This window comes from Pseudomonas sp. MPDS, from assembly GCF_013283895.1.
Lineage (GTDB): Bacteria > Pseudomonadota > Gammaproteobacteria > Pseudomonadales > Pseudomonadaceae > Aquipseudomonas > Aquipseudomonas rhizophila.
Genome location: NZ_CP054128.1, coordinates 4,156,325 through 4,177,683, shown reverse-complemented (window position 1 = coordinate 4,177,683; position 21,359 = coordinate 4,156,325). Strand labels below are relative to the sequence as shown.

Sequence of the window (21,359 nt, the reverse complement as noted above, 5' to 3'; positions counted from 1 at the left end):
AATTGATGAGTGAAGACGTATGCCAGCAAAAGTAGTGGTAGTAGGCAGCCTGAACATGGACCTGGTGACCCGTGCACCGCGTCTGCCCAGGGGCGGTGAAACGCTGATTGGTGAATCGTTCTGCACCATCCCGGGCGGGAAGGGCGCCAATCAGGCTGTGGCCGCGGCGCGCCTGGGAGCGAAGGTGTCCATGGTCGGTTGCGTGGGCAGTGATGCCTACGGCCAGGAACTGCGCGGGGCGCTGCTGGCCGAAGGCATCGATTGCCAGCCGGTCAGTGTCGTGGCCGGCTCCAGTGGAGTTGCGCTGATCGTTGTCGACGACAACAGCCAGAATGCGATCGTGATCGTCGCCGGGGCCAACGGCGTGCTTACCCCTGATGTCCTGGACCAGTTCGATGAGGTGCTGCGCAGCGCCGACGTCATTATCTGCCAGCTCGAGGTGCCGGACGCGACCGTCGGGCATGCACTCAAGCGCGGTCGGGAACTGGGCAAGACCGTCATCCTGAACCCCGCGCCGGCCTCCCGGCCCTTGCCGGCCGACTGGTACGCCTGTATCGACTATCTGATTCCCAATGAGAGCGAAGCCGCCGTGCTGAGCGGGCTGGCGGTGGACTCTCTGGAAGCCGCCGAAGCGGCCGCGACGCAATTGCTCGCCGCCGGTGCCGGCAAGGTGATCGTGACCCTGGGCGCCCAGGGTCTGATGTTCGCCAACGGCGCGAGTTTCCAGCACTTCCCGGCGCCGTTGGTCAAGGCGGTGGACACCACGGCGGCCGGAGACACTTTTGTCGGCGGCTTCGCCGCAGCCTTGGCTGACGGCAAAAGCGAGGTCGAGGCGATTCGTTTTGGTCAGGTCGCCGCCGCGTTATCGGTCACCCGCGCGGGGGCGCAGCCCTCCATTCCCACCCTGCTGGAAGTACAGGCTTTCAAATCATGAAAAAGACGCCGTTGTTGAATATCGCGCTGTCGCGACTGATCGCTTCCCTTGGCCATGGCGACAAGGTGGTCATCGGTGATGCGGGTTTGCCGGTGCCTCCACAGGTCGAGTTGATCGACCTGGCCCTGACCCACGGCATCCCGGATTTTGTCAGCACCCTGAAAGTGCTGCTCAGCGAAATGCAGGTGGAGAGCCACATACTCGCTGAAGAGATTTTCGATAAACAACCTGCGGCCCTGGCAACATTGGAGGCACTGCATGCCGATGGCGCGCTGGGGGCGCGGGAGCTGGTCAGCCATGAACAATTCAAGGCGGTCAGCAAGCAAGCTCGGGCGATTATTCGCACGGGAGAATGCTCCCCGTATTGCAACATCGTGTTGATTGCCGGAGTAACGTTCTAACCTTCTCAACCCTGCACAAGGAATGCGCCATGCACCGCTATGCTCAGAAAATGCGTCAACTGTTCCGGAGTCTGCTGCTTTTGTCACTGATCACTGCTACGAGCGCCCAGGCGGCGGAAAAAATCGACCTGATCATCGACACTGATCCGGGGGCCGACGATGTGGTTGCCCTGTTGTTTGCCCTGGCTTCCCCCGAAGAGCTGAATATCCGCGCGTTGACCACCGTCGCTGGCAACGTGCGTCTGGACAAGACATCGCGCAACGCTCGCCTGGCCCGGGAATGGGCGGGGCGCGAAGACGTGCCGGTGTATGCCGGTGCGCCGAAGCCGATGATGCGCACGCCTATCTACGCGGAAAACATCCATGGCAAGGAAGGCCTGTCAGGTGTCGAGGTGTATGAGCCGAAGAAGGGGCTGGCCAAGGGCAACGCCGTCAACTACCTGATCGATACCCTCAAGGCTGCCAAGCCCCATAGCATCACCATTGCCATGCTTGGCCCGCAGACCAACCTGGCCCTGGCATTGATACAGGAGCCCGAAATTGTCCAGGGCATCAAGGAAGTGGTGATCATGGGCGGTGCGCACTTCAATGGCGGCAACATCACTCCGGTGGCCGAGTTCAACCTGTACGCTGATCCACAGGCCGCAGAAGTGGTGCTCAAGAGCGGTGTGAAGCTCACTTACCTGCCGCTGGATGTGACCCACAAGATCCTCACCAGCGAAGCACGCCTGAAGCAGATCGCTGCCGTGAACAACAAGGCCAGCAAGATCGTCGGCGACATTCTCAACGAATACGTCAAAGGTGATATGGAGCACTACGGCATGACGGGTGGGCCGGTGCACGACGCCACGGTGGTTGCCTACCTGCTCAAGCCAGAGTTGTTTACCGGGCGTTCAGTCAACGTCGTGGTGGACAGCCGTGAAGGGCCGACTTTCGGACAGACCATCGTTGACTGGTACGACGGCCTGAAGGCACCCAAAAATGCCTACTGGGTGCAGGATGGCGACGCTCAGGGCTTTTTTGACCTGCTGACCGAGCGCCTGGCGCGTCTGAAGTAATCGGTCTTGTCGAACACCCGCAGGTCAGGGCTTGCGGGTGTGTTTCAATCCACCGCTTCAATGCTGCTGGGGTATCGTTCGAACGCTTGCTGGATAAAGTTCAGGGCCGCCTTCGTTCCCAGCTCCTTGACCAACAGTTCTATACCGATGATTGCCAGTTCTTCGGGGCTGCCAGGGCTATAGGAGCTGTGGCCCTCCGACCATTTGGCATTGATGGTGGCTTCGATGCTGACGGTGCTCATGGTCGGGCTCGCGAGTTGGGAGGTCTGTAGGGTGAGTTAACCATTTTTGCCTGGGGTTTTGCACTGCGACTTAGGCATCAGGGAAGGGCTGTGCGACACTTGCTTTTTGACTTTCTGAAGAGGCCCCCGCCGTGCAGATCGATTTGAACGCTCCTGACGGGTTGACCCTCGACGCGGTTCGTCAGTTGCTGGCTTCGGCCAGTGATGACGAGCACACCCAACTGCGCGTGACCAAGGCGGGTATCGCCTATTTGTCTTCGGGCGTGGTGGGCGGTGTGGACATCGACGGGCTATCGTTTCGGCTGGAAACGTGGGCAAAAGGTTCAGGCTACGTCGGGCTGGTCGCCGCCAGTGACGAGGTCTGGGTCATGCAGATCTACAATGCGTTGAAGGACAACTGGCCCAATCCGCCCTTTGACTACATCGACGTTTACTGAGCACGATTCATATTCAGTCACGATTCACCCCTGAAGCGGGATGTCGGCTCAGGCAAACTGCCTGTTTTCCTGATGAGGGCACCATGATAGCCCTTGGGTTGAAACCAAGCTTCGTTTGGGCTGTCGCACGCTCTCTGTTTAATCATCAACAAAAGGAGGCTTCATGCCTTGGAAGCTCGCGTCATTGGGTACTTTGCTGGCCGTCGCGCTCTTGAGCGGTTGCAGCAGCACCTCTGAATCGACCCCTGATCCGGTAGCAACAGAAACAGGCTACAGCCGCTGCGAAGCAACAGCTGCCGAGTTCGCCATCGGCAAGAAGGCCTCGCCGCAACTGCTGGAACAAGCCCGCACCCGCGCCGGTGCGCAGTATGCGCGGATCCTCAAGCCCAACGACATGGTGACACTTGAGTACCGCTCGGATCGCCTGAATCTCAACACTGATGCCAATCTGATCATCAACCGGGTGAACTGCGGCTGATTGATTTTTCAATCGCCCATAAAAAACCCCGTCACATGGACGGGGTTTTTTGTGCTCGCCGAGTAATTACTCTGGGCGAACCTGTGCAGCTTGCATACCCTTTTGGCCTTTCTCAGCCACGAAGGAAACGGTCTGGCCTTCTTTCAGGCTTTTGAAACCGTCGCTTTCGATAGCTTTGAAGTGTACGAACAGGTCGTCACCGCCACCTGTAGGAGTGATGAAGCCGAAGCCTTTTTCATCGTTGAACCATTTAACGGTGCCGGTTTGGCGATTAGACATGGTGTATCTCCAAGAAACATATATTTTCAGTGTACTGTGCTGCTCAGGCCAACTGGGCACACCGGGGTATCATAGTCGAAATGTTCGATTTGGGAGCCCCCCGCACGCGCTGTTTGCCAATCAGTCGTGTTTTCTTTACTGCCTGATCCGGCTGAAAGGCCCGGTTTTAAAGGCTTTCAGCCGAACGTAAAGACGATAAAAAAAGCTGTAAAACCTGAATAAATCGGTCAAAAAGGCCCGAAATCAGCGTTTTTTATCGATGCACGGCTCCGTGCAAAGACCTGTTTTCTTACTTTTTGGCCTTGTTATCGGCCTTGCATTTTGCAATCTGCCCCAGTGCTTTTTGCTGCAGCTGCGGTGTCGCCTTATTGTCCATCAAGGCTTGAATGTCGGCTGCCGGGTAGGACTTGATCGCATCGGCGCCACAGGCGCAATGGGATTTGGCCGCTGCCGCGCCGATCTGTGGCGTGGCCGCCTCGGTGCATTGGGCCATGTATTTTTCACGCTCCCCCTTGGGCCATTCGGCGTGGGCGGTCAGCGGGAGCAGCAGGGCGAGGGGGGCGACTACTGCAAATAATGTGTTCAGACGCATGCGAAGATGCTCCTTTCGGGTCGATGTCTTGTTATCTGAGGCGTAGCGGGCGGTACAGTTCAGCACTCTGGCATAAAAACCGAGGATTTACGTCCGCTTCAATCCGGGCGCGGCGATGACCGTTCATCTGTGCTAGCATGCCGGGCTCGGGTATTTTCAGGCTCCGGAGGACAACAGGTCCCGGCTGCGGCAAATGTTCGATTAACCCTGATTTGAATCCCAGTCACTCTGGTTCGGTTTTCCCGGTTGGCCGCAAGGCTCCTGCCGCTGTAAGGCAGGCGTTCGTCATTGAATGGCCTGGACTGGATCTTGTACTGGCTCATCCCAACCCACGTGACCTTTGGTAGGGGTCACCACTAGGAGAGGAGGCGCCATGCCAACTATTACTCTTCCCGACGGCAGTCAACGTTCATTCGATCACCCGGTTTCCGTAGCCGAGGTTGCAGCATCCATCGGCGCGGGCCTGGCCAAGGCCACCCTGGCCGGCAAGGTCAACGGCAAACTGGTCGATGCCAGTGATGTCATCGACAGCGACGCCACGCTGCAAATCATCACGCCAAAGGATGAAGAGGGGCTGGAGATCATTCGCCACTCTTGCGCGCACCTGGTGGGCCATGCGGTCAAGCAGTTGTACCCGAGCGCGAAGATGGTCATCGGGCCGGTCATCGACGAAGGCTTCTATTACGACATCGCTTTTGAGCGTCCTTTCACGCCGGAAGACATGGCGGCCATCGAACAGCGCATGCAGCAGCTGATCGAGAAAGATTACGACGTCATCAAGAAAGTGACCCCGCGTGCCGAAGTCATCGAAGTGTTCAAGGCGCGTGGCGAGGATTACAAGCTGCGTCTGGTGGAAGACATGCCGGACGAGCAGGCCATGGGCCTGTACTACCACGAAGAATACGTCGACATGTGCCGTGGCCCGCATGTGCCGAACACCCGCTTCCTGAAGTCTTTCAAGCTGACCAAGCTGTCCGGCGCCTATTGGCGTGGCGATGCGAAGAACGAGCAGTTGCAGCGCGTCTACGGCACTGCCTGGGCCGACAAGAAGCAACTGGCGGCTTACATCCAGCGTATCGAGGAAGCCGAGAAGCGTGACCATCGCAAGATCGGCAAGCGCCTGGGCCTGTTCCACACCCAGGAAGAATCCCCGGGCATGGTGTTCTGGCATCCGAACGGTTGGACCCTGTACCAGGTGCTCGAGCAGTACATGCGCCAGGTCCAGCGTGAAAACGGCTACCTGGAGATCAAGACGCCGCAAGTGGTTGACCGTAGCCTGTGGGAGAAATCCGGGCACTGGGCCAACTATGCCGACAACATGTTCACTACCCAGTCGGAAAACCGCGACTACGCCATCAAGCCGATGAACTGCCCTTGCCACGTGCAGGTGTTCAACCAGGGCCTGAAAAGCTACCGCGAGCTGCCGATGCGCCTGGCCGAGTTCGGTGCCTGCCACCGTAACGAGCCATCGGGTGCGCTGCACGGCATCATGCGCGTGCGTGCCTTCACCCAGGACGATGCGCATATCTTCTGCACCGAAGAGCAGATGCAGGCCGAATCCGCTGCCTTCATCAAGCTGACCATGGACGTCTACCGGGACTTCGGCTTTACCGAAGTCGAGATGAAGCTGTCCACTCGTCCGGAAAAACGCGTCGGCTCCGATGAGTTGTGGGATCGCGCCGAAGCAGCGCTGGCCGCTGCCCTCGATAGCGCGGGCCTGGCGTACGATCTGCAACCGGGCGAAGGGGCTTTCTACGGGCCGAAGATCGAGTTCTCGCTCAAAGATTGCCTTGGTCGCGTGTGGCAGTGTGGTACCCTGCAGCTCGATTTTAACCTGCCGATCCGTCTGGGCGCCGAATACGTGTCCGAAGACAACAGCCGCAAGCACCCGGTCATGCTTCACCGCGCGATCCTCGGTTCGTTCGAGCGCTTCGTCGGGATTCTGATCGAACACTACGAGGGTGCGTTCCCCGCGTGGTTGGCGCCGACCCAGGCAGTGATCATGAATATCACTGATAAACAGGCAGATTTTGCCGCCGAGGTCGAAAAAACTCTCAACCAAAGCGGATTTCGTGCCAAGTCCGACTTGAGAAATGAAAAGATCGGCTTTAAAATCCGCGAGCATACTTTGCTCAAGGTTCCCTTTCTCTTGGTTATTGGAGATCGGGAGGTCGAGATGCAGACTGTCGCTGTGCGTACTCGTGAAGGTGCTGACCTGGGCTCGATGCCCGTCGCCGAATTCGCTGAGTTCCTCGCGCAAGCGGTTTCCCGGCGTGGTCGCCCAGATTTGGAGTAATTATTATTAAGCGTGAAATGAGACAAGATAAACGAGCTGCACCGAAAGCCCCGATCAACGAGAATATCTCGGCACGCGAGGTTCGGTTAATTGGCGCTGACGGCGAGCAGATTGGCATCGTCTCGATTGATGAAGCGCTTCGTATTGCTGAAGAAGCCAAGCTTGATCTGGTAGAAATTTCCGCAGACGCAGTCCCGCCGGTTTGCCGGGTGATGGACTACGGCAAGTCGATCTTCGAAAAGAAGAAGCAGATTGCCGCGGCGAAGAAAAACCAGAAGCAGATTCAGGTAAAAGAAATCAAGTTTCGTCCAGGGACGGAGGAAGGGGATTACCAGGTAAAACTGCGCAACCTGGTACGTTTCCTGAGTGACGGGGACAGGGCCAAGGTATCCTTGCGATTCCGCGGCCGTGAGATGGCCCACCAGGAGCTGGGGATGGAACTCCTCAAGCGGGTTGAACAAGACCTGCTCGAGTACGGTTCGGTCGAACAGCATCCTAAGATGGAAGGACGCCAGCTGATCATGGTCATCGCCCCGAAAAAGAAGAAGTAATCAACAGGGCACGGCAGGCCTTGCGATTATGTTTATCAACTGAATGCGGAGTATCCGAACATGCCAAAGATGAAAACTAAAAGTGGTGCTGCTAAGCGGTTTCTGAAAACTGCTAACGGTATCAAGCACAAGCACGCTTTCAAGAGCCACATCCTGACCAAAATGTCGACCAAGCGTAAGCGTCAACTGCGCGGTAGCAGCTTGCTGCATCCGTCTGACGTGGCAAAAGTCGAGCGCATGCTGCGCCTTCGTTAATTTTTGGATCAAGAATAGAGGAAGTAACTCATGGCTCGTGTAAAGCGTGGCGTCATTGCCCGTAAGCGTCACAAAAAAATTCTGAAACTTGCTAAAGGCTACTACGGCGCGCGTTCCCGCGTATTCCGTGTTGCCAAGCAAGCGGTAATCAAGGCAGGCCAATACGCCTACCGTGACCGTCGTCAGAAAAAACGTCAGTTCCGCGCTCTGTGGATCGCTCGTATCAACGCTGGTGCTCGTGTTAACGGTCTGTCCTACAGCCGTTTCATTGCCGGCCTGAAAAAAGCGTCCATCGAGATCGACCGTAAGGTTCTGGCTGATCTGGCAGTGAACGAAAAAGCGGCGTTTGCTGCGATTGTCGAGAAAGCTAAAGCCACCTTGGCTTAAGTACCCCCGACAGTCACCCGGCCTCACCTCTGTGGGGCCAGGTGTTAAACGTCATAAATAGGGGAAGAGCCTTCAAGCTCTTCCCCTATTTTGTATCTGGAGTCTGTACATGGAAAACCTGGACGCGCTGGTCTCTCAAGCACTAGAGGCTGTGCAAAGCGCTGAAGATATCAATGCCCTGGAGCAAATCCGGGTTCACTACCTTGGCAAGAAGGGCGAGTTGACTCAGGTGATGAAGACCCTGGGGAACCTGCCGGCCGAAGAGCGTCCGCAGGTCGGTGCGCTGATCAACGTTGCCAAGGAGCGTGTTACAGAAGTCCTTAATGCGCGCAAGGCCTTGTTCGAGGAAGCGGATCTGGCTGCCAAGCTCGCCGCCGAATCCATCGACGTGACCCTGCCTGGCCGCGGCCAGACTTCCGGTGGTCTGCATCCGGTTACCCGGACCCTGGAACGTATCGAGCAGTTCTTCACCCACATCGGCTACGGCATTGCCGAAGGCCCTGAGGTCGAAGACGACTATCACAATTTCGAGGCGCTCAACATCCCAGGCCATCACCCGGCCCGGTCGATGCATGACACCTTCTATTTCAACGCGAACATGCTGTTGCGCACCCATACCTCGCCGGTACAGGTCCGCACCATGGAATCGCAGCAGCCGCCGATCCGCATTGTCTGCCCAGGCCGTGTGTACCGTAGCGACTCCGATATCACCCACTCGCCGATGTTCCACCAGGTCGAAGGCCTGCTGGTTGATCGCGACATCAACTTCGCCGACCTGAAAGGGACTATCGAAGAGTTCCTGCGGGTGTTCTTCGAGAAAGAACTGGCGGTGCGTTTCCGTCCTTCGTACTTCCCGTTCACCGAGCCATCCGCTGAAGTCGATATGGAATGCGTGATGTGCAGCGGTAAAGGCTGCCGCGTCTGCAAGCAGACCGGCTGGCTGGAGGTCATGGGCTGCGGCATGGTTCACCCGAACGTGCTGCGTATGTCCGGGATCGATCCGGAAGAGTTCTCGGGTTTTGCTTTCGGCATGGGCGTCGAGCGTCTGGCCATGCTGCGTTACGGTGTAAATGACTTGCGCCTGTTCTTCGACAACGACTTGCGGTTCCTTGCGCAATTTCGCTAAGCCGCAGACCCGTAACGAATCTAATAGGAGAGCAGGATGAAATTCAGTGAACAATGGCTGCGCGGCTGGGTAAGCCCGCAGGTAAGCCGGGACGAGCTGGTTGCTCGTCTGTCGATGGCCGGTCTTGAGGTCGATAGCGTGACGCCGGCCGCCGGTGAATTCAGTGGTGTGGTGGTGGGCGAGGTGCTGAGCACCGAGCAGCACCCGGACGCCGACAAGCTGCGGGTGTGCCAGGTCAGCAATGGCGCGGAAACCTTCCAGGTGGTCTGTGGCGCGCCAAATGTGCGCCCGGGCCTGAAGATCCCGTTCGCCATGATCGGTGCCGAACTGCCGGGCGACTTCAAGATCAAGAAAGCCAAGCTGCGTGGCGTCGAGTCCAACGGCATGTTGTGCTCCCAGGCTGAACTGCAGATTGGCGAAGGCAACGATGGCCTGATGGAGCTTCCAGCTGACGCACCGGTCGGCCAGGACATCCGTGAGTACCTGAGCCTGGACGATGCGAGCATCGAGGTCGACCTGACCCCGAACCGTGGCGACTGCCTGTCCCTGGCCGGTCTGGCTCGTGAAGTGGGCGCGTTGTATGCCGCCCCAGTGGCACGTCCAGCGGTCGCGACCGTTGCGGCGGTGCATGATGAAGTGCGCTCGGTTGAAGTGCTGGCGCCGGCGGCATGCCCACGTTACCTGGGGCGCGTTATCCGGAATGTCGACCTGTCCAAGCCGACCCCGCTGTGGATGGTCGAGCGCCTGCGTCGCGCCGACGTGCGTAGCATCGACGCTGCTGTCGACATCACCAACTACGTGATGCTGGAGCTGGGTCAGCCGCTGCACGCGTTCGACCTTGCCGAAATCAACGGCGGCATCCGCGTGCGCATGGCTGAGGAAGGCGAGAAGCTGGTACTGCTCGATGGCCAGGAAGTGACCCTGCGCAGCGATACGCTGGTCATCGCCGACCACTCCCGTGCCCTGGCGATTGCCGGCGTGATGGGTGGTGAGCACAGCGGCGTCTCCGCGACGACCCGTGATGTGTTCCTTGAAAGTGCGTTCTTCGACCAGATTGCGGTGGCTGGCAAGGCCCGTTCCTATGGCCTGCACACCGATGCCTCGCACCGTTACGAGCGCGGCGTGGACTGGCAACTGGCCCGTGAAGCCATGGAGCGCGCCACTGGCCTGCTGCTGGAAATCACTGGCGGCGAAGCTGGCCCGATCATCGAAACCGTCAGCGAACAGCACCTGCCCAAAATCGCACCGGTCACCCTGCGTGCCCAGCGCATTACGCAGATGCTCGGCATGGAAATGGACCCGGCTGAAGTCGAACGCCTGCTCAGCGCCCTGGGCCTGAACATCAGCGCCGACGGGGCAGGGCAGTGGCGTGTCGAAGTGCCAAGCCATCGCTTCGATATCAGCCTGGAAGTCGACCTGATCGAAGAGCTGGCCCGTCTGTACGGCTACAACCGTTTGCCGGTTCGCTACCCGCAGGCGCGCCTGGCCCCACAGGCCAAGGCCGAAGCCCGTAGCGACCTGCCGGAACTGCGCCGTCTGCTGGTGGCTCGTGGGTATCAGGAAGCGATCACCTACAGCTTCATCGATCCGCGTCAGTTCGAGCTGTTCAATCCGGGTGTCGAGCCGCTGTTGCTGGCCAACCCGATTTCCAACGACATGGCCGCCATGCGCTCGTCCCTGTGGCCGGGCCTGGTCAAGTCGCTCCAGCACAACCTGAACCGCCAACAGGACCGCGTACGTCTGTTCGAAAGCGGCCTGCGTTTCGTTGGTCAGTTGGAAGGCTTGAAGCAAGAGCCGATGCTGGCCGGTGTCGTTTGCGGCAGTCGTTTGCCGGAAGGCTGGGCGCAAGGTCGCGATGTCGTCGACTTCTTCGACGTCAAGGCTGACGTGGAAGCGGTGCTGGGCTTCGCCGGTGCGCTCGACGCGTTCACCTTCGTGCCGGGCAAGCATCCGGCGCTGCATCCGGGGCAGACAGCACGCATTGAGCGTGACGGGCGTGAAGTCGGCTATGTCGGCGCGATTCACCCTGAACTGTCCAAGACTCTGGGGCTTGATCGTCCTGTGTTTGTTTTCGAGCTGGTTCTGGGCGAAGTGGCACTGGGGAAAATGCCGAAATTCCAGGAGTTATCGCGCTTTCCTGAAGTGCGGCGTGACCTTGCGCTGCTGGCCGATCGCGACGTTGCATCCAGCGCCGTACTGGATGTAATCCGTGAAAATGCAGGCGAATGGCTCACGGACCTCAGGCTATTTGACGTGTATCAGGGTAAAGGCATTGATCCGCATAGAAAAAGCCTTGCAGTCGGCTTGACCTGGCAGCATCCATCGCGCACTCTTAATGACGATGAGGTGAATACCGCAACGCAGAATATCCTCACCTCGCTCGAAAACAGGTTGAACGCCACGTTAAGGAAGTGACGTATGGGGGCTCTGACGAAAGCTGAGATGGCGGAACGTCTGTATGAGGAGCTGGGCCTGAATAAACGGGAGGCCAAAGAATTGGTCGAACTGTTTTTCGAAGAAATCAGGCACGCTCTGGAAGACAACGAACAGGTCAAATTGTCCGGTTTCGGCAATTTCGACCTGCGGGACAAACGCCAGCGGCCTGGCCGCAATCCGAAAACGGGTGAAGAAATCCCGATCACGGCTCGCCGTGTGGTCACCTTTCGTCCAGGGCAGAAGTTGAAGGCCCGAGTTGAGGCTTATGCTGGAACCAAGTCATAACGACGAGCTACCCGTCATCCCAGGCAAACGCTACTTCACCATTGGTGAAGTCAGCGAGCTGTGTGCGGTAAAACCGCATGTGCTGCGCTATTGGGAGCAGGAGTTTCCTCAACTCAACCCGGTCAAGCGCCGCGGTAACCGCCGGTATTATCAGCGACAAGACGTGCTGATGATCCGGCAGATCCGCGCGCTGCTGTACGACCAGGGGTTCACCATCGGCGGAGCGCGCTTGCGCCTCTCCGGTGATGAGGCCAAAGACGATACAACCCAGTACAAACAGATGATCCGCCAGATGATCGCCGAGCTTGAAGATGTGCTGGTGGTGCTCAAGAAATAAATTTCTGCTTTTAAATCTTCCAGTTTTCAAAAGCTTGCGATATATTCCTGAGCGTTCCGTTGAGAGACGGAACAAGATTCACGCCTAGTCGGGGCGTAGCGCAGTCCGGTAGCGCACTAGCATGGGGTGCTAGGGGTCGAGTGTTCGAATCACTCCGTCCCGACCATATAATTCAAAGGGTTGCGAGATTTTATCTCGCGACCCTTTTTTATTTATGGTCGTTTTTACCCCTACAAAACCACTGGCTCTCTATGGAATCCTCACTTCTATTGGGGGCGCGAGATTTCCGTGTGTCAAATTCCATTTCTTTGGTGGGTGAGTGGATTTTTTTCGACCGCTTATTATTGCTGGTCCGTCTGTCCCCTCACTTAGAGCATCGAGTAAGGCATCACGTGTCGATCTGACACGATTTTGCTTACCAATAGGTTCTTGGCTTTTAATGTCTTTTGGGGTCACTGCTTGAATTGCTGGTTTAGTGGTGTCAATTTTCGTTCTAAATTTCAATTGGGACCTTCAGGGAGGGAATTCTGTGACTGTAGAGGCTCCAGATGTGCTTCCTGCCATCATTGATACCAGCAAGCCGCTGGGGCAAGCAGTTGTGGCGATGTTTAAAGGCGTTCAAGAGGAGCTTGAGGAGTATCCCCCGGGGGCTGTGAAAATCATCATTTTTGGTGGGGTCGCGGTACACCTGTATACCAATCACCGTGTTTCGGTAGATATTGACGGCGAAATTTTTCACTGTGATCGATCTTTGAGCAAGGATGAGCTTATCGAAAGTCTGGGGGCTACGCCTGAGTCGTTCGTCGATCCTGCAGGGCGAACCCTTGCCCTGAACTACGATCTCACGTTCAATACGACGCTTGGGCCACTTCATGAGGATTATCTCGATCGTGCGATTCGCCTTGAAGAATTTGGTGACGCTTCTCCAATTCATATTTTCATTGCAGCCCCATTGGATCTAGCCATCTCGAAGCTCGGACGTGCTACCGAGCAAGACATCGAAGATATTGAAAAGCTCTTACGGATGGGGCTAATCTTAACCACAGATCTGAATCGACTGGCTTTACAGGCTATTGACGTGTACGTTGGTAACAAGGAACCACCACGCTCGATCCTCAAGCGCATTATTGCGGATTATCTGGAGACTCACGATGATGACGAAGCGCCATAGCGCCACCGTCCTCTCGACTGAATTGGAACGGCTGGCGAAGCAACCTCTGGATCAAGCGGATGACGCTGCCTTGGTGAGAGCTGCTCGTGCGTTTTGGTACTCGAATGATAACCTTGAAACGGCACTGAACTCATTTTTGCGTAAGCGCAGAAGCGCTGTTGAGGTTAGGCGTGCTGGCTATCTGTTTGAGCGACTGACTCAATTTACATGTGCTACGGATTCTCGCGTGTCCGAGGCCAATCGTGCTTTGAATCTTGTTGTATCTCACAAGCAGAGTCATGCCGTTGCAACAAAAGGCCGCGTTGATCGACTAGCGTTGTCTTGGGGGCTAGATAAGGGGTTGGGCTTGAAAGTTCAAGCGCTGATGCCCTTTCAGACAAGGCATTTCGAGGCTACCCAGCGACAAATGCAAACGGCGCGCTGAGTGAGTGCTGTAAAAAACTGGCCGTTTGTTGTCGGTTTTTTACATGTGTAATTTTGTTGAATTGACAAAAGCGTAGATCGGGGTACCCTACAGGCAGGCCTGAGGCGCAAAGCGCCTCAGGCCTGCCTGTAGGGTACCCCGAGCATACGAAATCACTCTCTTCAAACTGATAGCGATTTATCCTAGGCTCTGTGCGGAAAGTAATGTCGTAAACACCGCATAGCACAGGCCAGAGAAACCATCGCTGCGTAACTTTTTGCGAGCTTTTCGAAGCGCGTTACGATGCGGCGGTTCTCCTTCAGCCAGCCAAACATATGCTCGATAATATTGCGCTGCCGGTACTTGGGACGGTCAAATAGCCTCGGTAACCCCCGGCTTAGGTTTACGTTTCATGCTGCGCAGCACCGGTTGCATCCGATACCGGTCGCAGTACCGACGTAACGCTTCTGCGTCATATCCTTTATCCGCCAGCAACCATCGGCAGCGTTTGCGGGGGCGCCCGCGCAAGCTGGGTATGTACGCTTGATCGAGCAACGGCTGGGCGTAAGTAATATCGCTGGCCTGTCCGCCCGACAATAGAAACTTCATTGCTACGCTGTTGGCATCGCAAAGCATGTGAATCTTGGTGGTTAGGCCGCCCCGGTTGCGCCTGAGCGCGTGCTCTTGCGGTTCTTCAGGCTCCCTTTTTCCCGGCACCAGAAGAGGTCCGGGTTGTTCGTACAGCGGTGGAGTCAATCATCCAGGCCTCAAGATCGATTAACCCTTGTTCGTTGAGCTTGATGTGAAGCCGCTTGAGCATTTGGTCAAATGATCCGCGATTGCGCCAATCACGAAAGCGTTGATACACCGTCGACCAGAGGCCGAAGCGCTCGGGCATGTCGCGCCAAGCGGCGCCCGAGCAAAGCACCTAGAGTACGCCGTTGAGCATCAAGCGATCATCTGTTCGCGGGCGCCCGCTGCGACGTGGTTCCTCGAAGATATCCGCAACCAAATCCCAGGCTGCGTCGGGGAGTTCGTACCGTTTGGCCATCGTGGGCTCCTGCCTTTGATGGTTGGGGACTTTACTGAATCTCAACGGCTATGGAATTCAAATTGGTTTCTGCGGATTTCGTACAGAACCTAGAGCCCGTTTTCTCTGTATCGTGGGCGAAGAAATCGCCAGGCAGGCCCAGCAAGCAAAAAGACTGCAGTGTATTCGTTGAATACGCTTAGCCGCGACAATCGATATATGCTACGGCCAAGAGAGCTTATGGTTTCACTTGTTTCGCAGAGCGCAAGGGATGCAATGTCGAGGATCTACACCTATCTGAACTCAATCAGCTCTGGTCAGCCGATCAATTTTGAGGCTTTCGCTAAGGAATTGAAGAAGCATGGCAAGGGTGCTGGCTATCTGTTCGATACGTTTTCAGCGTCGAAAATTGGAAAGAGCAGCTATAAGGTGGCCGTCCTGCGTGAGGATCGCTTTGCGGAGCTGATTCGTGAACACGCTCTATCAGAATTTACGGGCCGTATTGGTGCTGCTTTCGATGGAAATAGCCACGCAGCAGCAGTAAGCAGCTCGCTTTTGATAACACGAAGCGTGCTCCATCCTCATCCAAGCGTGGTTCTTCTGAGCAAGCATGGATGGGAAGCACCTAACACTCTCCAACCAGCGGCATTGCTGGTGGAAAATCTCGAGAACTTCCTAGCTCTCAAACAGACCGTCGACATCCTGGCCGACTGTGGAGTAGCTGAGCAAAGTGAAAATTTCGACGTCATCTTCAGCGCCGGTAATCAGATCACCAACAGACTGAACATGCCATTCCTCAGCCAATATCAGAGACTGTACTGCCTTTTTGATGTCGACTTAGGCGGGCTGATAATGTACCGAACACTTCTCAAAGGGTTGCCAGACGGGCACCGGGTAGTGTTTGTGTACCCTGATGATATCGCCCGCCGGTTAACCGCTTCCAAATACTCACTCAATCAGCAAACGAGACAGGATCTCCTTGAGTTTATTGGTCTATCCAAGGAAACCAATGAGCTGATCGGACTTATGCGAGACAGCCAAAAAGCGCTAGAGCAGGAAACCTATTTGATGTCGACAACGACAAGGGACTGATGATGTTGAGCGACTCCTACGCGTTTCAGGACGCATACAAATTCCACAGGCTGATTTTTGTTAACAGTGCTGCCTATGCCTACACTGTAATCCGCGTGGACAAGCACACCGCTTTGTGTGGCCAGAACAACCTCGGAAAGACCTCGATGTTGAATGCATTGAAGCTTTTTTTGCTGCCACACGAGAACTTCAAAAGCTGCTCCAAGAAATTCGCCTTCAAGGGGCCGGCCGGGACCTACTACTCGACTGGGGCTAGCTTCAGCTACTACTTCCCGGAAAATCACTCCTTTATCATCCTCGAAGCGGAGAACATGCACGGCCCGTTCTGCCTGGTCCTGCACCGTGGGAATCGACCATTCTCATACGGCCGAATGGCAGTACCTTGCATATATACCGATATCCAGCACCTGTTTTGGGACCTTGAATCGCCCATCAATGGAGGCATGGGAGCACCGATAGACGGCATCTCACTTTCTGGTGTGCTTTCGGATCTCCGAGCTCGGGGCGGGGAGGCAATGAACGACGGTGCTGTCATTCGCCAGCGGCTCTTCGGTCAACAGGCTCTTAATCGTGAGGAGGGCCGATTCTGCTTGCTGCCTCTTAGGAATGGCGGTACAGCACGCGAGATCGACGCCTGGAAGATGCTAATCCACCTGGCCTTCGACATTGGGGCGAAGGACAACCGCACTCTGCCGGATACTATCGCCACGATCATCGAAGGGGATAAGGACCGGAAGAATGCAGAGCTGAGTGTCAGCCTGAGCGAGATCCTCGATGACTATGAGAACCTGAAAAAAGAAGGCGATCGCCTGGCGGACATAGAAAGCGCGCGGAGGTCTTGGGAGAGCTTTGATAGCCAGTTCCAACTGTTTGAGACGAAATCCGAACTGATCGTTCAGAGTATCGTCGATGTTGAGCATGCCTTGGCTGATAGGCAGTCCAGCATTCTTGATGATGTTAAGGCAGCATCCGAGAGATCTCAGGCTCTTGATGTGGCTCACTCAGCTAAGAGACAGCACCACGGTCTGGTCAAGGCTGAGTATCTGAAGCTGGCTGGAGCACTAAGTCTCCGGCATAAGGATTTGGACGGTGTCCAAAAGCAGCTATTCAAGGTCAGCGAGATTCTTCGGCGTTACCCTGGCACAACAGAGCATGAGGTCCGCGAGCTCTTATCCGATCTCTCCGCAGAGTTGACCGCAGAGATCGAGACCCTGACAAACAAGGTTCAGAGCGCTGAGCAACTAGCCCAGGCGATCAGGAATAAGAACAGTCTTTCCCATCAGCGCGACCAACTCCGAAAAATTCTTGATGAACATGTGGAAACTGTTCTCGAGCAGGTCGATCGTCACAGTGCGTCGGTGCTGAGTAGCTTGAACTCGACGCTGTTCACCAAGCTGACTCCTCGACTCAACTCTGACCAGAAGCAAGCCATCAAAGAGTTTGGCTGCCTATTCCAGGAGCGAGGTTCTTTCATCAGCTTCCTGAGTCAGGAGACCTCATTTGGTTTCATGTCTTTCGACCCGACCAGAGCAAGGAAGCAGCACGAGCAAGACCTGATCAAACTGGATGACGATATCAAGGACTGTGATGACCTTATTCAGCGCCTAAACGATGACAGCAAATTGACTGCTGAGCAGGCCAAGGATAAAGCCAAGAAGCTGACCCGCGAGCGGATTGAAACTGATGAAGAGGTTCAACTACTCAGTCGGCATGGTTACATGCGCGAGCAGCAGAAAGCATTGGAACTTGAGGTGGGGGAACAGACGGTAGAGTTGGCCAAGCTACATGAGAGTGTGGCGGATGCCGCCGGCGAGCTGGAGGACCTAGCGGTACAGGTTGAGCGCGCAAAAGAAGTGCTCGCCAGGGTCAGGAAGGAAAACGAAGATCTGCGCAATTACCTTGAGCAGATCCGGAACGTAGCTGAGATCACTTTAGGATTCCTTTCGATCCGCGAAATGAAGCTGAAAGCTCGCGATACTTTCTTTCACCCTAGCCAGATCAAGGAGATTTCCCAGTTCGCTTCTGAGGTAGCCAAGAGCAGAGAAGCTCTGCAAGTGGCCTTGGATGAACTGCTGAAACGTAACTTACTGGGCGAAGAGGGCAGAGACTTTGGCTACCATGCTTTCCATGACTTGAGTCGGATGCGTAGCTGTCGGAGAGCTTTCGCGGCGATGTTTGGCACCTTGGAAGGTGAGCAGCAGACCTACCAGGCCAAGGTCACCGCGCATAACTCGAATACCTCTATTCAAATCGACGAAATCAAACACGCCAGAAGGATGATCAAGGAGTTCGAGAAAGAGGTAGATGACCAGCTCTCGGAATTCATTGTGTCTGACCTCGAGGCGATCGAGATTTACTGCGTATTGAATCCCCATTTCGAAGAACTGTTGGTCGATATTGATTCCATAAACCTCATGACAACCGGGCTCCACGAGAAGCGCTTGTATGAACGGTTACGAGCTTTCTGTACCGAGTTCTTTGTTAACGGTGGCCGTCGGGGGACCACACTGGATATGAGCCTACTGATTGATCGGGTTGGATATCGGTACCGCAAGCGTGGGCATGACAAGTACACCGAAGAGGATCAATCCAACGGTACTACGGCAATGATTAACTGCCGCCTGCTATCGATTCTTCTGCGTAGGCTGCTGATTGCAAATACACAGATCTGTTTGCCATTGGTAATGGATGAGCTGTCGAATCTGAGCCACTTGAATCTGAAGGCTGCGCGTGGCATCGCTGAGTCAGAAGGGTTCGTGCTGTTCGGGGCAACGCCGGAGCCGACGTCTACTATCGCGAAAGTAATCGAAAATTACATCGACCTTTCGCATTTTCTCGCCACCGACAGGGCATACAGCCACTTACGTCGAGTGATCTACACAGGTGAAAGCGAGTCGCTGAGAACAAAGAAAGATCCCGCCGATGCTGTTACGGAGATCACTGCCGGATGATCGTTGCAGCAGACAAAACGGTCATGCTCATGATCGAGCATAAGCACATCTTTCTTGATCTTATCGACATCATGGATGAAGGCTCGACTGGCGAAGAAGTGTCAACTCGCCTGTACGAGTCCAAAGTGATGAAGCTGCTTGATTCGCTGGGAGACAGTAAGTCCGATCGGCAAAAAATTGAAGCGGCCTTCGACGTGCGTAACCTCGTCCGAGCAAGCCTGATATTGCACCATGACACCAAGCGAGGAGTCATTGCCTTCGCCCCGTTTTTGATCGAGTTATTTCGCCACTTTGATAGATCGCGTCTTCGGCAGCTGAGTAGCGCCGATCTTGAGGCGCTGTGCGACAGCTTCAATGATAGTCTTGAAAAGCTTCGCGATTTGACAGTGATTGAGCAGGGGAACGACACGTTCGAGGATGAGCTTAAGCTACTCCGGGAACGCATCCGCTACGCTCAAGGGAAGATCAAGGAGAACGTGGACAGTCTTCAAGGGCAGACTCTTCGCCTGGCGGAGATCGTCGAAGTGATGAGTCTTGAGAACCTCGACGAGGTGAAGCAGGCTCGCGGTGCTTTGCAGGCGATCACCCGAATCTACGGTAGGCATGTTCTCCCCACATTGCAGTTCCTCAACGAGAGGGAACCTCTGAAGAAAGGCCTGCCGGCACTCACTGCCTTGCTGCGGATATCCGAGATGTTCCGCGATGCCAAGTTGCCAAAATTGGGTCAGCAGGTTCTCTATGCAGTGGCATCCATTCGCTCCTATCGCTACGACGTGGAAGTCATCAGCAAGTCTCTGCAGCGCTACGTGCATCAGAATGAACGTCAGCGTCGTGAGTACGACCAGGTTGAGAGTGTTTTCAACGATCTACTAGTTGCCTGTCGGGAGCTCCATGACGGGAAACTAAGGGGCAACCTCATCCCTAAAGATCATGAGGTACTGGAGCGTTTCTCTACCTTCAAAGGCATGAAGAGGCAGAGAGCCGATAGCAAGATTGAATGGCACAACGTAGATCATTGGCTTCACCTTCAGGAGCATCTGCGGAGTAGTCTGGATTCACTCAAAAATACCCGAGTAACAACAACGTCTGTTGAGCCGGTTGGAGAGGACGTGCTCAAAGCCAGGCGTGCTTCAGACGTGCGCCGAAAACTAATTGGAAGGCTGATAGATGAGTGGCCTGTTCAGGTCGGGCCTGACGCCCATGCGTCGCTTCACGCACATCTGGCCCAGCAGATCAGCGACTACGAAATTGCTGACCTAGTGGAAGGCGTGTCTTGGCTAAAGCACCGAGAGGACATCGTGCTAACCCCTCGATTCCAGTTAGGGGTGATTGAGGATGACAGGCAGAAGTTGACCTATTACAAATTGAGGATCGAGGAGCAGGGCAGTGAGACAACAGCTTAGCCAAGCCATCTACAAAGAGTTGATGTCGGGGAAGGTGATCAACAAAGACACCTACGAGAATGGTGAAATAAAACCCAACCTGCTCTTCGAAGAGATACTCAATAACTACGATCAGAGCTACAAGCACTTGTACTTGAACATCGGGTTTGAGTTGGTGATGCGGAATGGCTTTATCTACATCCGTTCAGTCGAGCGCGATGAGGAGTACAGCGAGGTGGTCAGGAAAATACAGGTTCTGCTGTTGATCCTTGCTCGCGGACTGCATGAACAGGGCTACCAGCTTGATATTCTGCGCGATGGGGAAGCTGGTGTGTCTGATGGGATCATGGAGGAGATCGGGAAGGGAGAAGACAAACAAGATGTCATGTCTGCCAGCAACATGAAAGGGGAGGCTCTTACATCTGCAGTTAGGAAAAATCTCGAGCAGCGTGGGATCGCCTACAGGAATGCAAAAGGCAATCTGGTACTGACTCATGCCGGATTAGCGTTCTTTGACGACGTATTTAAGTACAGTAATGCTGAACCAGGTGCAGTTATGGTGGCTTGAGTTTCCGGCTTTATCAATTGGTAGATGGTTTCTTTACCCTCCATCACATCCTCGACATAGATACCACCAATGCCTGGAGCTGCTCAGAATTCAGCTCCATTAGGTCGCCATGCCGATTACTCGGCCAGGAAAACCTCCTCTGATGCAGACGCCGTGCCGCCAACCAAACGCCCAGTCCGTCGTGCACCAACACCTTCATGCGATTGCCTCGGCGGTTGGCAAAGAGATAAGCACAGTGCGGCTGCGCCGCACCGAAGACAGCCACGACCCGGGCGAGCGCTTACTCGGTGCCGGAGCGCATATCCATCGGTTCGGTGGCCAGCCAAATTGCGTCGATGCGGATCACGAAGCAAGTCCACGGACAAAACTGACACATCCTTCGGGATCGGAAGACGGCCATTTCACCGTGATGGTGTGCTCGCCAAATGGCAGCTCGATGATCACCGGTGACTCGGCCTGCCTTTTCGGGGCGACCTTTACCGGAACAAGCGCCGACAGGGTTGCGGGTAGTTGATCTCGGAAAAGTGGTAGCCAGTTACGGATCACGTTGGCATTGATGCCATGACTGATGGCCACGCTGGAAATGGAGGTGCCGGGCTGCAGGCATTCCTGGACAACCTGGGCTTTGAACGACTTGGAGTAAGAGCTTCGTTGGCGCATTTAAGGGC

General features: G+C 55.5%; 24 protein-coding genes, 1 tRNA gene and 1 pseudogene. 20 read left to right on the top strand and 6 right to left on the bottom strand.

Annotated elements, in window-relative coordinates; translation table 11 throughout:
* Positions 1 to 19 precede the first annotated feature (19 nt).
* From rbsK to HQ912_RS18375, 3 genes are read left to right on the top strand one after another with little or no spacing between them, the layout of a single operon-like run.
* Positions 20 to 934 (top strand): ribokinase, encoded by a 915-nt coding sequence (gene rbsK / locus HQ912_RS18385; RefSeq protein ID WP_173407128.1) that lies wholly within the window; start codon positions 20 to 22, stop codon positions 932 to 934.
* Positions 931 to 1,335, top strand: coding sequence for a D-ribose pyranase (gene rbsD / locus HQ912_RS18380; RefSeq protein ID WP_173407127.1), 405 nt, complete (start codon positions 931 to 933; stop codon positions 1,333 to 1,335). The genes rbsK and rbsD overlap by 4 nt, the downstream gene beginning before the upstream one ends.
* 29 nt (positions 1,336 to 1,364) lie before the next feature.
* A complete protein-coding gene (locus HQ912_RS18375) occupies positions 1,365 to 2,393 on the top strand; it encodes a nucleoside hydrolase (RefSeq protein ID WP_047229326.1) in 1,029 nt (342 codons plus the stop codon).
* Positions 2,394 to 2,437: 44 nt separating this feature from the next.
* Here the strand turns inward: HQ912_RS18375 and HQ912_RS18370 are convergent, their stop codons facing one another.
* Positions 2,438 to 2,635, bottom strand: coding sequence for a hypothetical protein (locus HQ912_RS18370; RefSeq protein ID WP_047229327.1), 198 nt, complete (start codon positions 2,633 to 2,635; stop codon positions 2,438 to 2,440).
* Positions 2,636 to 2,766: 131 nt separating this feature from the next.
* Between HQ912_RS18370 and HQ912_RS18365 the strand changes: the two genes are divergently transcribed.
* Both HQ912_RS18365 and HQ912_RS18360 read left to right on the top strand, forming a co-directional pair.
* Positions 2,767 to 3,072, top strand: coding sequence for a hypothetical protein (locus tag HQ912_RS18365; RefSeq protein ID WP_139050680.1), 306 nt, complete (start codon positions 2,767 to 2,769; stop codon positions 3,070 to 3,072).
* Between the two features lie 163 nt (positions 3,073 to 3,235).
* Entirely contained in the window at positions 3,236 to 3,550 is a 315-nt protein-coding gene (locus tag HQ912_RS18360) for an I78 family peptidase inhibitor (protein ID WP_047229329.1), read from the top strand.
* 66 nt (positions 3,551 to 3,616) lie between these two features.
* Here HQ912_RS18360 and HQ912_RS18355 read toward each other — a convergent pair whose 3' ends face one another.
* Both HQ912_RS18355 and HQ912_RS18350 read right to left on the bottom strand, forming a co-directional pair.
* Positions 3,617 to 3,829, bottom strand: a complete 213-nt coding sequence (locus HQ912_RS18355) for a cold-shock protein (protein WP_047229330.1) — start codon at positions 3,827 to 3,829, stop codon at positions 3,617 to 3,619.
* 289 nt (positions 3,830 to 4,118) lie between these two features.
* Complete coding sequence (locus HQ912_RS18350; RefSeq protein WP_047229331.1) at positions 4,119 to 4,421, bottom strand: hypothetical protein; 303 nt, start codon at positions 4,419 to 4,421, stop codon at positions 4,119 to 4,121.
* Positions 4,422 to 4,794: 373 nt separating this feature from the next.
* Between HQ912_RS18350 and thrS the strand changes: the two genes are divergently transcribed.
* The 11 genes from thrS (at position 4,795) to HQ912_RS18295 (ending at position 13,689) form a co-directional block, all read left to right on the top strand.
* On the top strand, positions 4,795 to 6,717 hold the full coding sequence (gene thrS, locus HQ912_RS18345) for a threonine--tRNA ligase (protein ID WP_003203626.1): 1,923 nt from the start codon (positions 4,795 to 4,797) through the stop codon (positions 6,715 to 6,717).
* Positions 6,717 to 7,268: a translation initiation factor IF-3 gene (gene infC / locus HQ912_RS18340; protein ID WP_169432615.1), complete on the top strand. Its 552-nt coding sequence runs from the start codon at positions 6,717 to 6,719 to the stop codon at positions 7,266 to 7,268. Before thrS ends, infC begins: the two co-directional genes overlap by 1 nt.
* Before the next feature lie 60 nt (positions 7,269 to 7,328).
* Positions 7,329 to 7,523, top strand: a complete 195-nt coding sequence (rpmI, locus tag HQ912_RS18335; RefSeq protein WP_002553160.1) for a 50S ribosomal protein L35 — start codon at positions 7,329 to 7,331, stop codon at positions 7,521 to 7,523.
* Between the two features lie 30 nt (positions 7,524 to 7,553).
* Positions 7,554 to 7,910 carry a 50S ribosomal protein L20 gene (gene rplT, locus HQ912_RS18330; protein WP_002553161.1) on the top strand — a complete coding sequence of 119 codons (357 nt, stop codon included), beginning with the start codon at positions 7,554 to 7,556 and terminating at the stop codon, positions 7,908 to 7,910.
* A 109-nt stretch (positions 7,911 to 8,019) separates the two neighbouring features.
* Positions 8,020 to 9,036: a phenylalanine--tRNA ligase subunit alpha gene (gene pheS, locus HQ912_RS18325; protein WP_047229332.1), complete on the top strand. Its 1,017-nt coding sequence runs from the start codon at positions 8,020 to 8,022 to the stop codon at positions 9,034 to 9,036.
* A 36-nt stretch (positions 9,037 to 9,072) separates the two neighbouring features.
* A complete protein-coding gene (pheT, locus tag HQ912_RS18320; protein WP_139050678.1) occupies positions 9,073 to 11,451 on the top strand; it encodes a phenylalanine--tRNA ligase subunit beta in 2,379 nt (792 codons plus the stop codon).
* Between the two features lie 3 nt (positions 11,452 to 11,454).
* Positions 11,455 to 11,757, top strand: a complete 303-nt coding sequence (gene ihfA / locus HQ912_RS18315) for an integration host factor subunit alpha (RefSeq protein ID WP_002553164.1) — start codon at positions 11,455 to 11,457, stop codon at positions 11,755 to 11,757.
* Positions 11,738 to 12,094, top strand: a complete 357-nt coding sequence (locus HQ912_RS18310; RefSeq protein ID WP_003179985.1) for a MerR family transcriptional regulator — start codon at positions 11,738 to 11,740, stop codon at positions 12,092 to 12,094. The genes ihfA and HQ912_RS18310 overlap by 20 nt, the downstream gene beginning before the upstream one ends.
* An 89-nt stretch (positions 12,095 to 12,183) precedes the next feature.
* Positions 12,184 to 12,260: transfer RNA gene (locus HQ912_RS18305), tRNA-Pro, on the top strand.
* Between the two features lie 363 nt (positions 12,261 to 12,623).
* The gene (locus HQ912_RS18300) at positions 12,624 to 13,265 is read left to right on the top strand and encodes a DUF6036 family nucleotidyltransferase (RefSeq protein WP_260990041.1); all 642 of its coding nucleotides are present in this window, start codon (positions 12,624 to 12,626) and stop codon (positions 13,263 to 13,265) included.
* The gene (locus tag HQ912_RS18295; protein WP_313959875.1) at positions 13,246 to 13,689 is read left to right on the top strand and encodes a hypothetical protein; all 444 of its coding nucleotides are present in this window, start codon (positions 13,246 to 13,248) and stop codon (positions 13,687 to 13,689) included. The genes HQ912_RS18300 and HQ912_RS18295 overlap by 20 nt, the downstream gene beginning before the upstream one ends.
* 182 nt (positions 13,690 to 13,871) lie before the next feature.
* Here the strand turns inward: HQ912_RS18295 and HQ912_RS18290 are convergent.
* Positions 13,872 to 14,719 (bottom strand): annotated as a pseudogene (locus tag HQ912_RS18290) (IS5 family transposase).
* A gap of 219 nt (positions 14,720 to 14,938) precedes the next feature.
* On the opposite strand from HQ912_RS18290, the gene HQ912_RS18285 reads away from it, so the two are divergent.
* The 4 genes from HQ912_RS18285 to HQ912_RS18270 are packed head-to-tail and all read left to right on the top strand — an operon-like array spanning position 14,939 to position 20,691.
* Complete coding sequence (locus tag HQ912_RS18285) at positions 14,939 to 15,790, top strand: hypothetical protein (RefSeq protein ID WP_173407126.1); 852 nt, start codon at positions 14,939 to 14,941, stop codon at positions 15,788 to 15,790.
* Positions 15,790 to 18,741: a hypothetical protein gene (locus tag HQ912_RS18280; protein WP_173407125.1), complete on the top strand. Its 2,952-nt coding sequence runs from the start codon at positions 15,790 to 15,792 to the stop codon at positions 18,739 to 18,741. Before HQ912_RS18285 ends, HQ912_RS18280 begins: the two co-directional genes overlap by 1 nt.
* Complete coding sequence (locus HQ912_RS18275; protein ID WP_173407124.1) at positions 18,738 to 20,144, top strand: hypothetical protein; 1,407 nt, start codon at positions 18,738 to 18,740, stop codon at positions 20,142 to 20,144. The genes HQ912_RS18280 and HQ912_RS18275 overlap by 4 nt, the downstream gene beginning before the upstream one ends.
* Positions 20,128 to 20,691, top strand: a complete 564-nt coding sequence (locus HQ912_RS18270) for a condensin complex protein MksE (protein ID WP_173407123.1) — start codon at positions 20,128 to 20,130, stop codon at positions 20,689 to 20,691. The genes HQ912_RS18275 and HQ912_RS18270 overlap by 17 nt, the downstream gene beginning before the upstream one ends.
* Before the next feature lie 43 nt (positions 20,692 to 20,734).
* Here the strand turns inward: HQ912_RS18270 and tnpB are convergent, their stop codons facing one another.
* Both tnpB and tnpA read right to left on the bottom strand, forming a co-directional pair.
* The gene (gene tnpB, locus HQ912_RS28150) at positions 20,735 to 20,956 is read right to left on the bottom strand and encodes an IS66 family insertion sequence element accessory protein TnpB (protein WP_143521905.1); all 222 of its coding nucleotides are present in this window, start codon (positions 20,954 to 20,956) and stop codon (positions 20,735 to 20,737) included.
* Between the two features lie 77 nt (positions 20,957 to 21,033).
* The gene (gene tnpA / locus HQ912_RS18260) at positions 21,034 to 21,351 is read right to left on the bottom strand and encodes an IS66-like element accessory protein TnpA (protein WP_173407122.1); all 318 of its coding nucleotides are present in this window, start codon (positions 21,349 to 21,351) and stop codon (positions 21,034 to 21,036) included.
* Positions 21,352 to 21,359: the final 8 nt, after the last annotated feature.

What these genes read in the sequence shown, in the direction of transcription:
- rbsK (WP_173407128.1), top strand. Translation starts at nt 20, where the DNA reads ATGCCAGCAAAAGTAGTGGTAGTAGGCAGCCTGAACATGGACCTGGTG.
- rbsD (WP_173407127.1), top strand. Translation starts at nt 931, where the DNA reads ATGAAAAAGACGCCGTTGTTGAATATCGCGCTGTCGCGACTGATCGCT.
- HQ912_RS18375 (WP_047229326.1), top strand. Translation starts at nt 1,365, where the DNA reads ATGCACCGCTATGCTCAGAAAATGCGTCAACTGTTCCGGAGTCTGCTG.
- HQ912_RS18370 (WP_047229327.1), bottom strand. Translation starts at nt 2,635, where the DNA reads ATGAGCACCGTCAGCATCGAAGCCACCATCAATGCCAAATGGTCGGAG.
- HQ912_RS18360 (WP_047229329.1), top strand. Translation starts at nt 3,236, where the DNA reads ATGCCTTGGAAGCTCGCGTCATTGGGTACTTTGCTGGCCGTCGCGCTC.
- HQ912_RS18355 (WP_047229330.1), bottom strand. Translation starts at nt 3,829, where the DNA reads ATGTCTAATCGCCAAACCGGCACCGTTAAATGGTTCAACGATGAAAAA.
- HQ912_RS18350 (WP_047229331.1), bottom strand. Translation starts at nt 4,421, where the DNA reads ATGCGTCTGAACACATTATTTGCAGTAGTCGCCCCCCTCGCCCTGCTG.
- thrS (WP_003203626.1), top strand. Translation starts at nt 4,795, where the DNA reads ATGCCAACTATTACTCTTCCCGACGGCAGTCAACGTTCATTCGATCAC.
- rpmI (WP_002553160.1), top strand. Translation starts at nt 7,329, where the DNA reads ATGCCAAAGATGAAAACTAAAAGTGGTGCTGCTAAGCGGTTTCTGAAA.
- rplT (WP_002553161.1), top strand. Translation starts at nt 7,554, where the DNA reads ATGGCTCGTGTAAAGCGTGGCGTCATTGCCCGTAAGCGTCACAAAAAA.
- pheS (WP_047229332.1), top strand. Translation starts at nt 8,020, where the DNA reads ATGGAAAACCTGGACGCGCTGGTCTCTCAAGCACTAGAGGCTGTGCAA.
- pheT (WP_139050678.1), top strand. Translation starts at nt 9,073, where the DNA reads ATGAAATTCAGTGAACAATGGCTGCGCGGCTGGGTAAGCCCGCAGGTA.
- ihfA (WP_002553164.1), top strand. Translation starts at nt 11,455, where the DNA reads ATGGGGGCTCTGACGAAAGCTGAGATGGCGGAACGTCTGTATGAGGAG.
- HQ912_RS18310 (WP_003179985.1), top strand. Translation starts at nt 11,738, where the DNA reads ATGCTGGAACCAAGTCATAACGACGAGCTACCCGTCATCCCAGGCAAA.
- HQ912_RS18295 (WP_313959875.1), top strand. Translation starts at nt 13,246, where the DNA reads ATGATGACGAAGCGCCATAGCGCCACCGTCCTCTCGACTGAATTGGAA.
- HQ912_RS18285 (WP_173407126.1), top strand. Translation starts at nt 14,939, where the DNA reads ATGGTTTCACTTGTTTCGCAGAGCGCAAGGGATGCAATGTCGAGGATC.
- HQ912_RS18280 (WP_173407125.1), top strand. Translation starts at nt 15,790, where the DNA reads ATGATGTTGAGCGACTCCTACGCGTTTCAGGACGCATACAAATTCCAC.
- HQ912_RS18275 (WP_173407124.1), top strand. Translation starts at nt 18,738, where the DNA reads ATGATCGTTGCAGCAGACAAAACGGTCATGCTCATGATCGAGCATAAG.
- tnpA (WP_173407122.1), bottom strand. Translation starts at nt 21,351, where the DNA reads ATGCGCCAACGAAGCTCTTACTCCAAGTCGTTCAAAGCCCAGGTTGTC.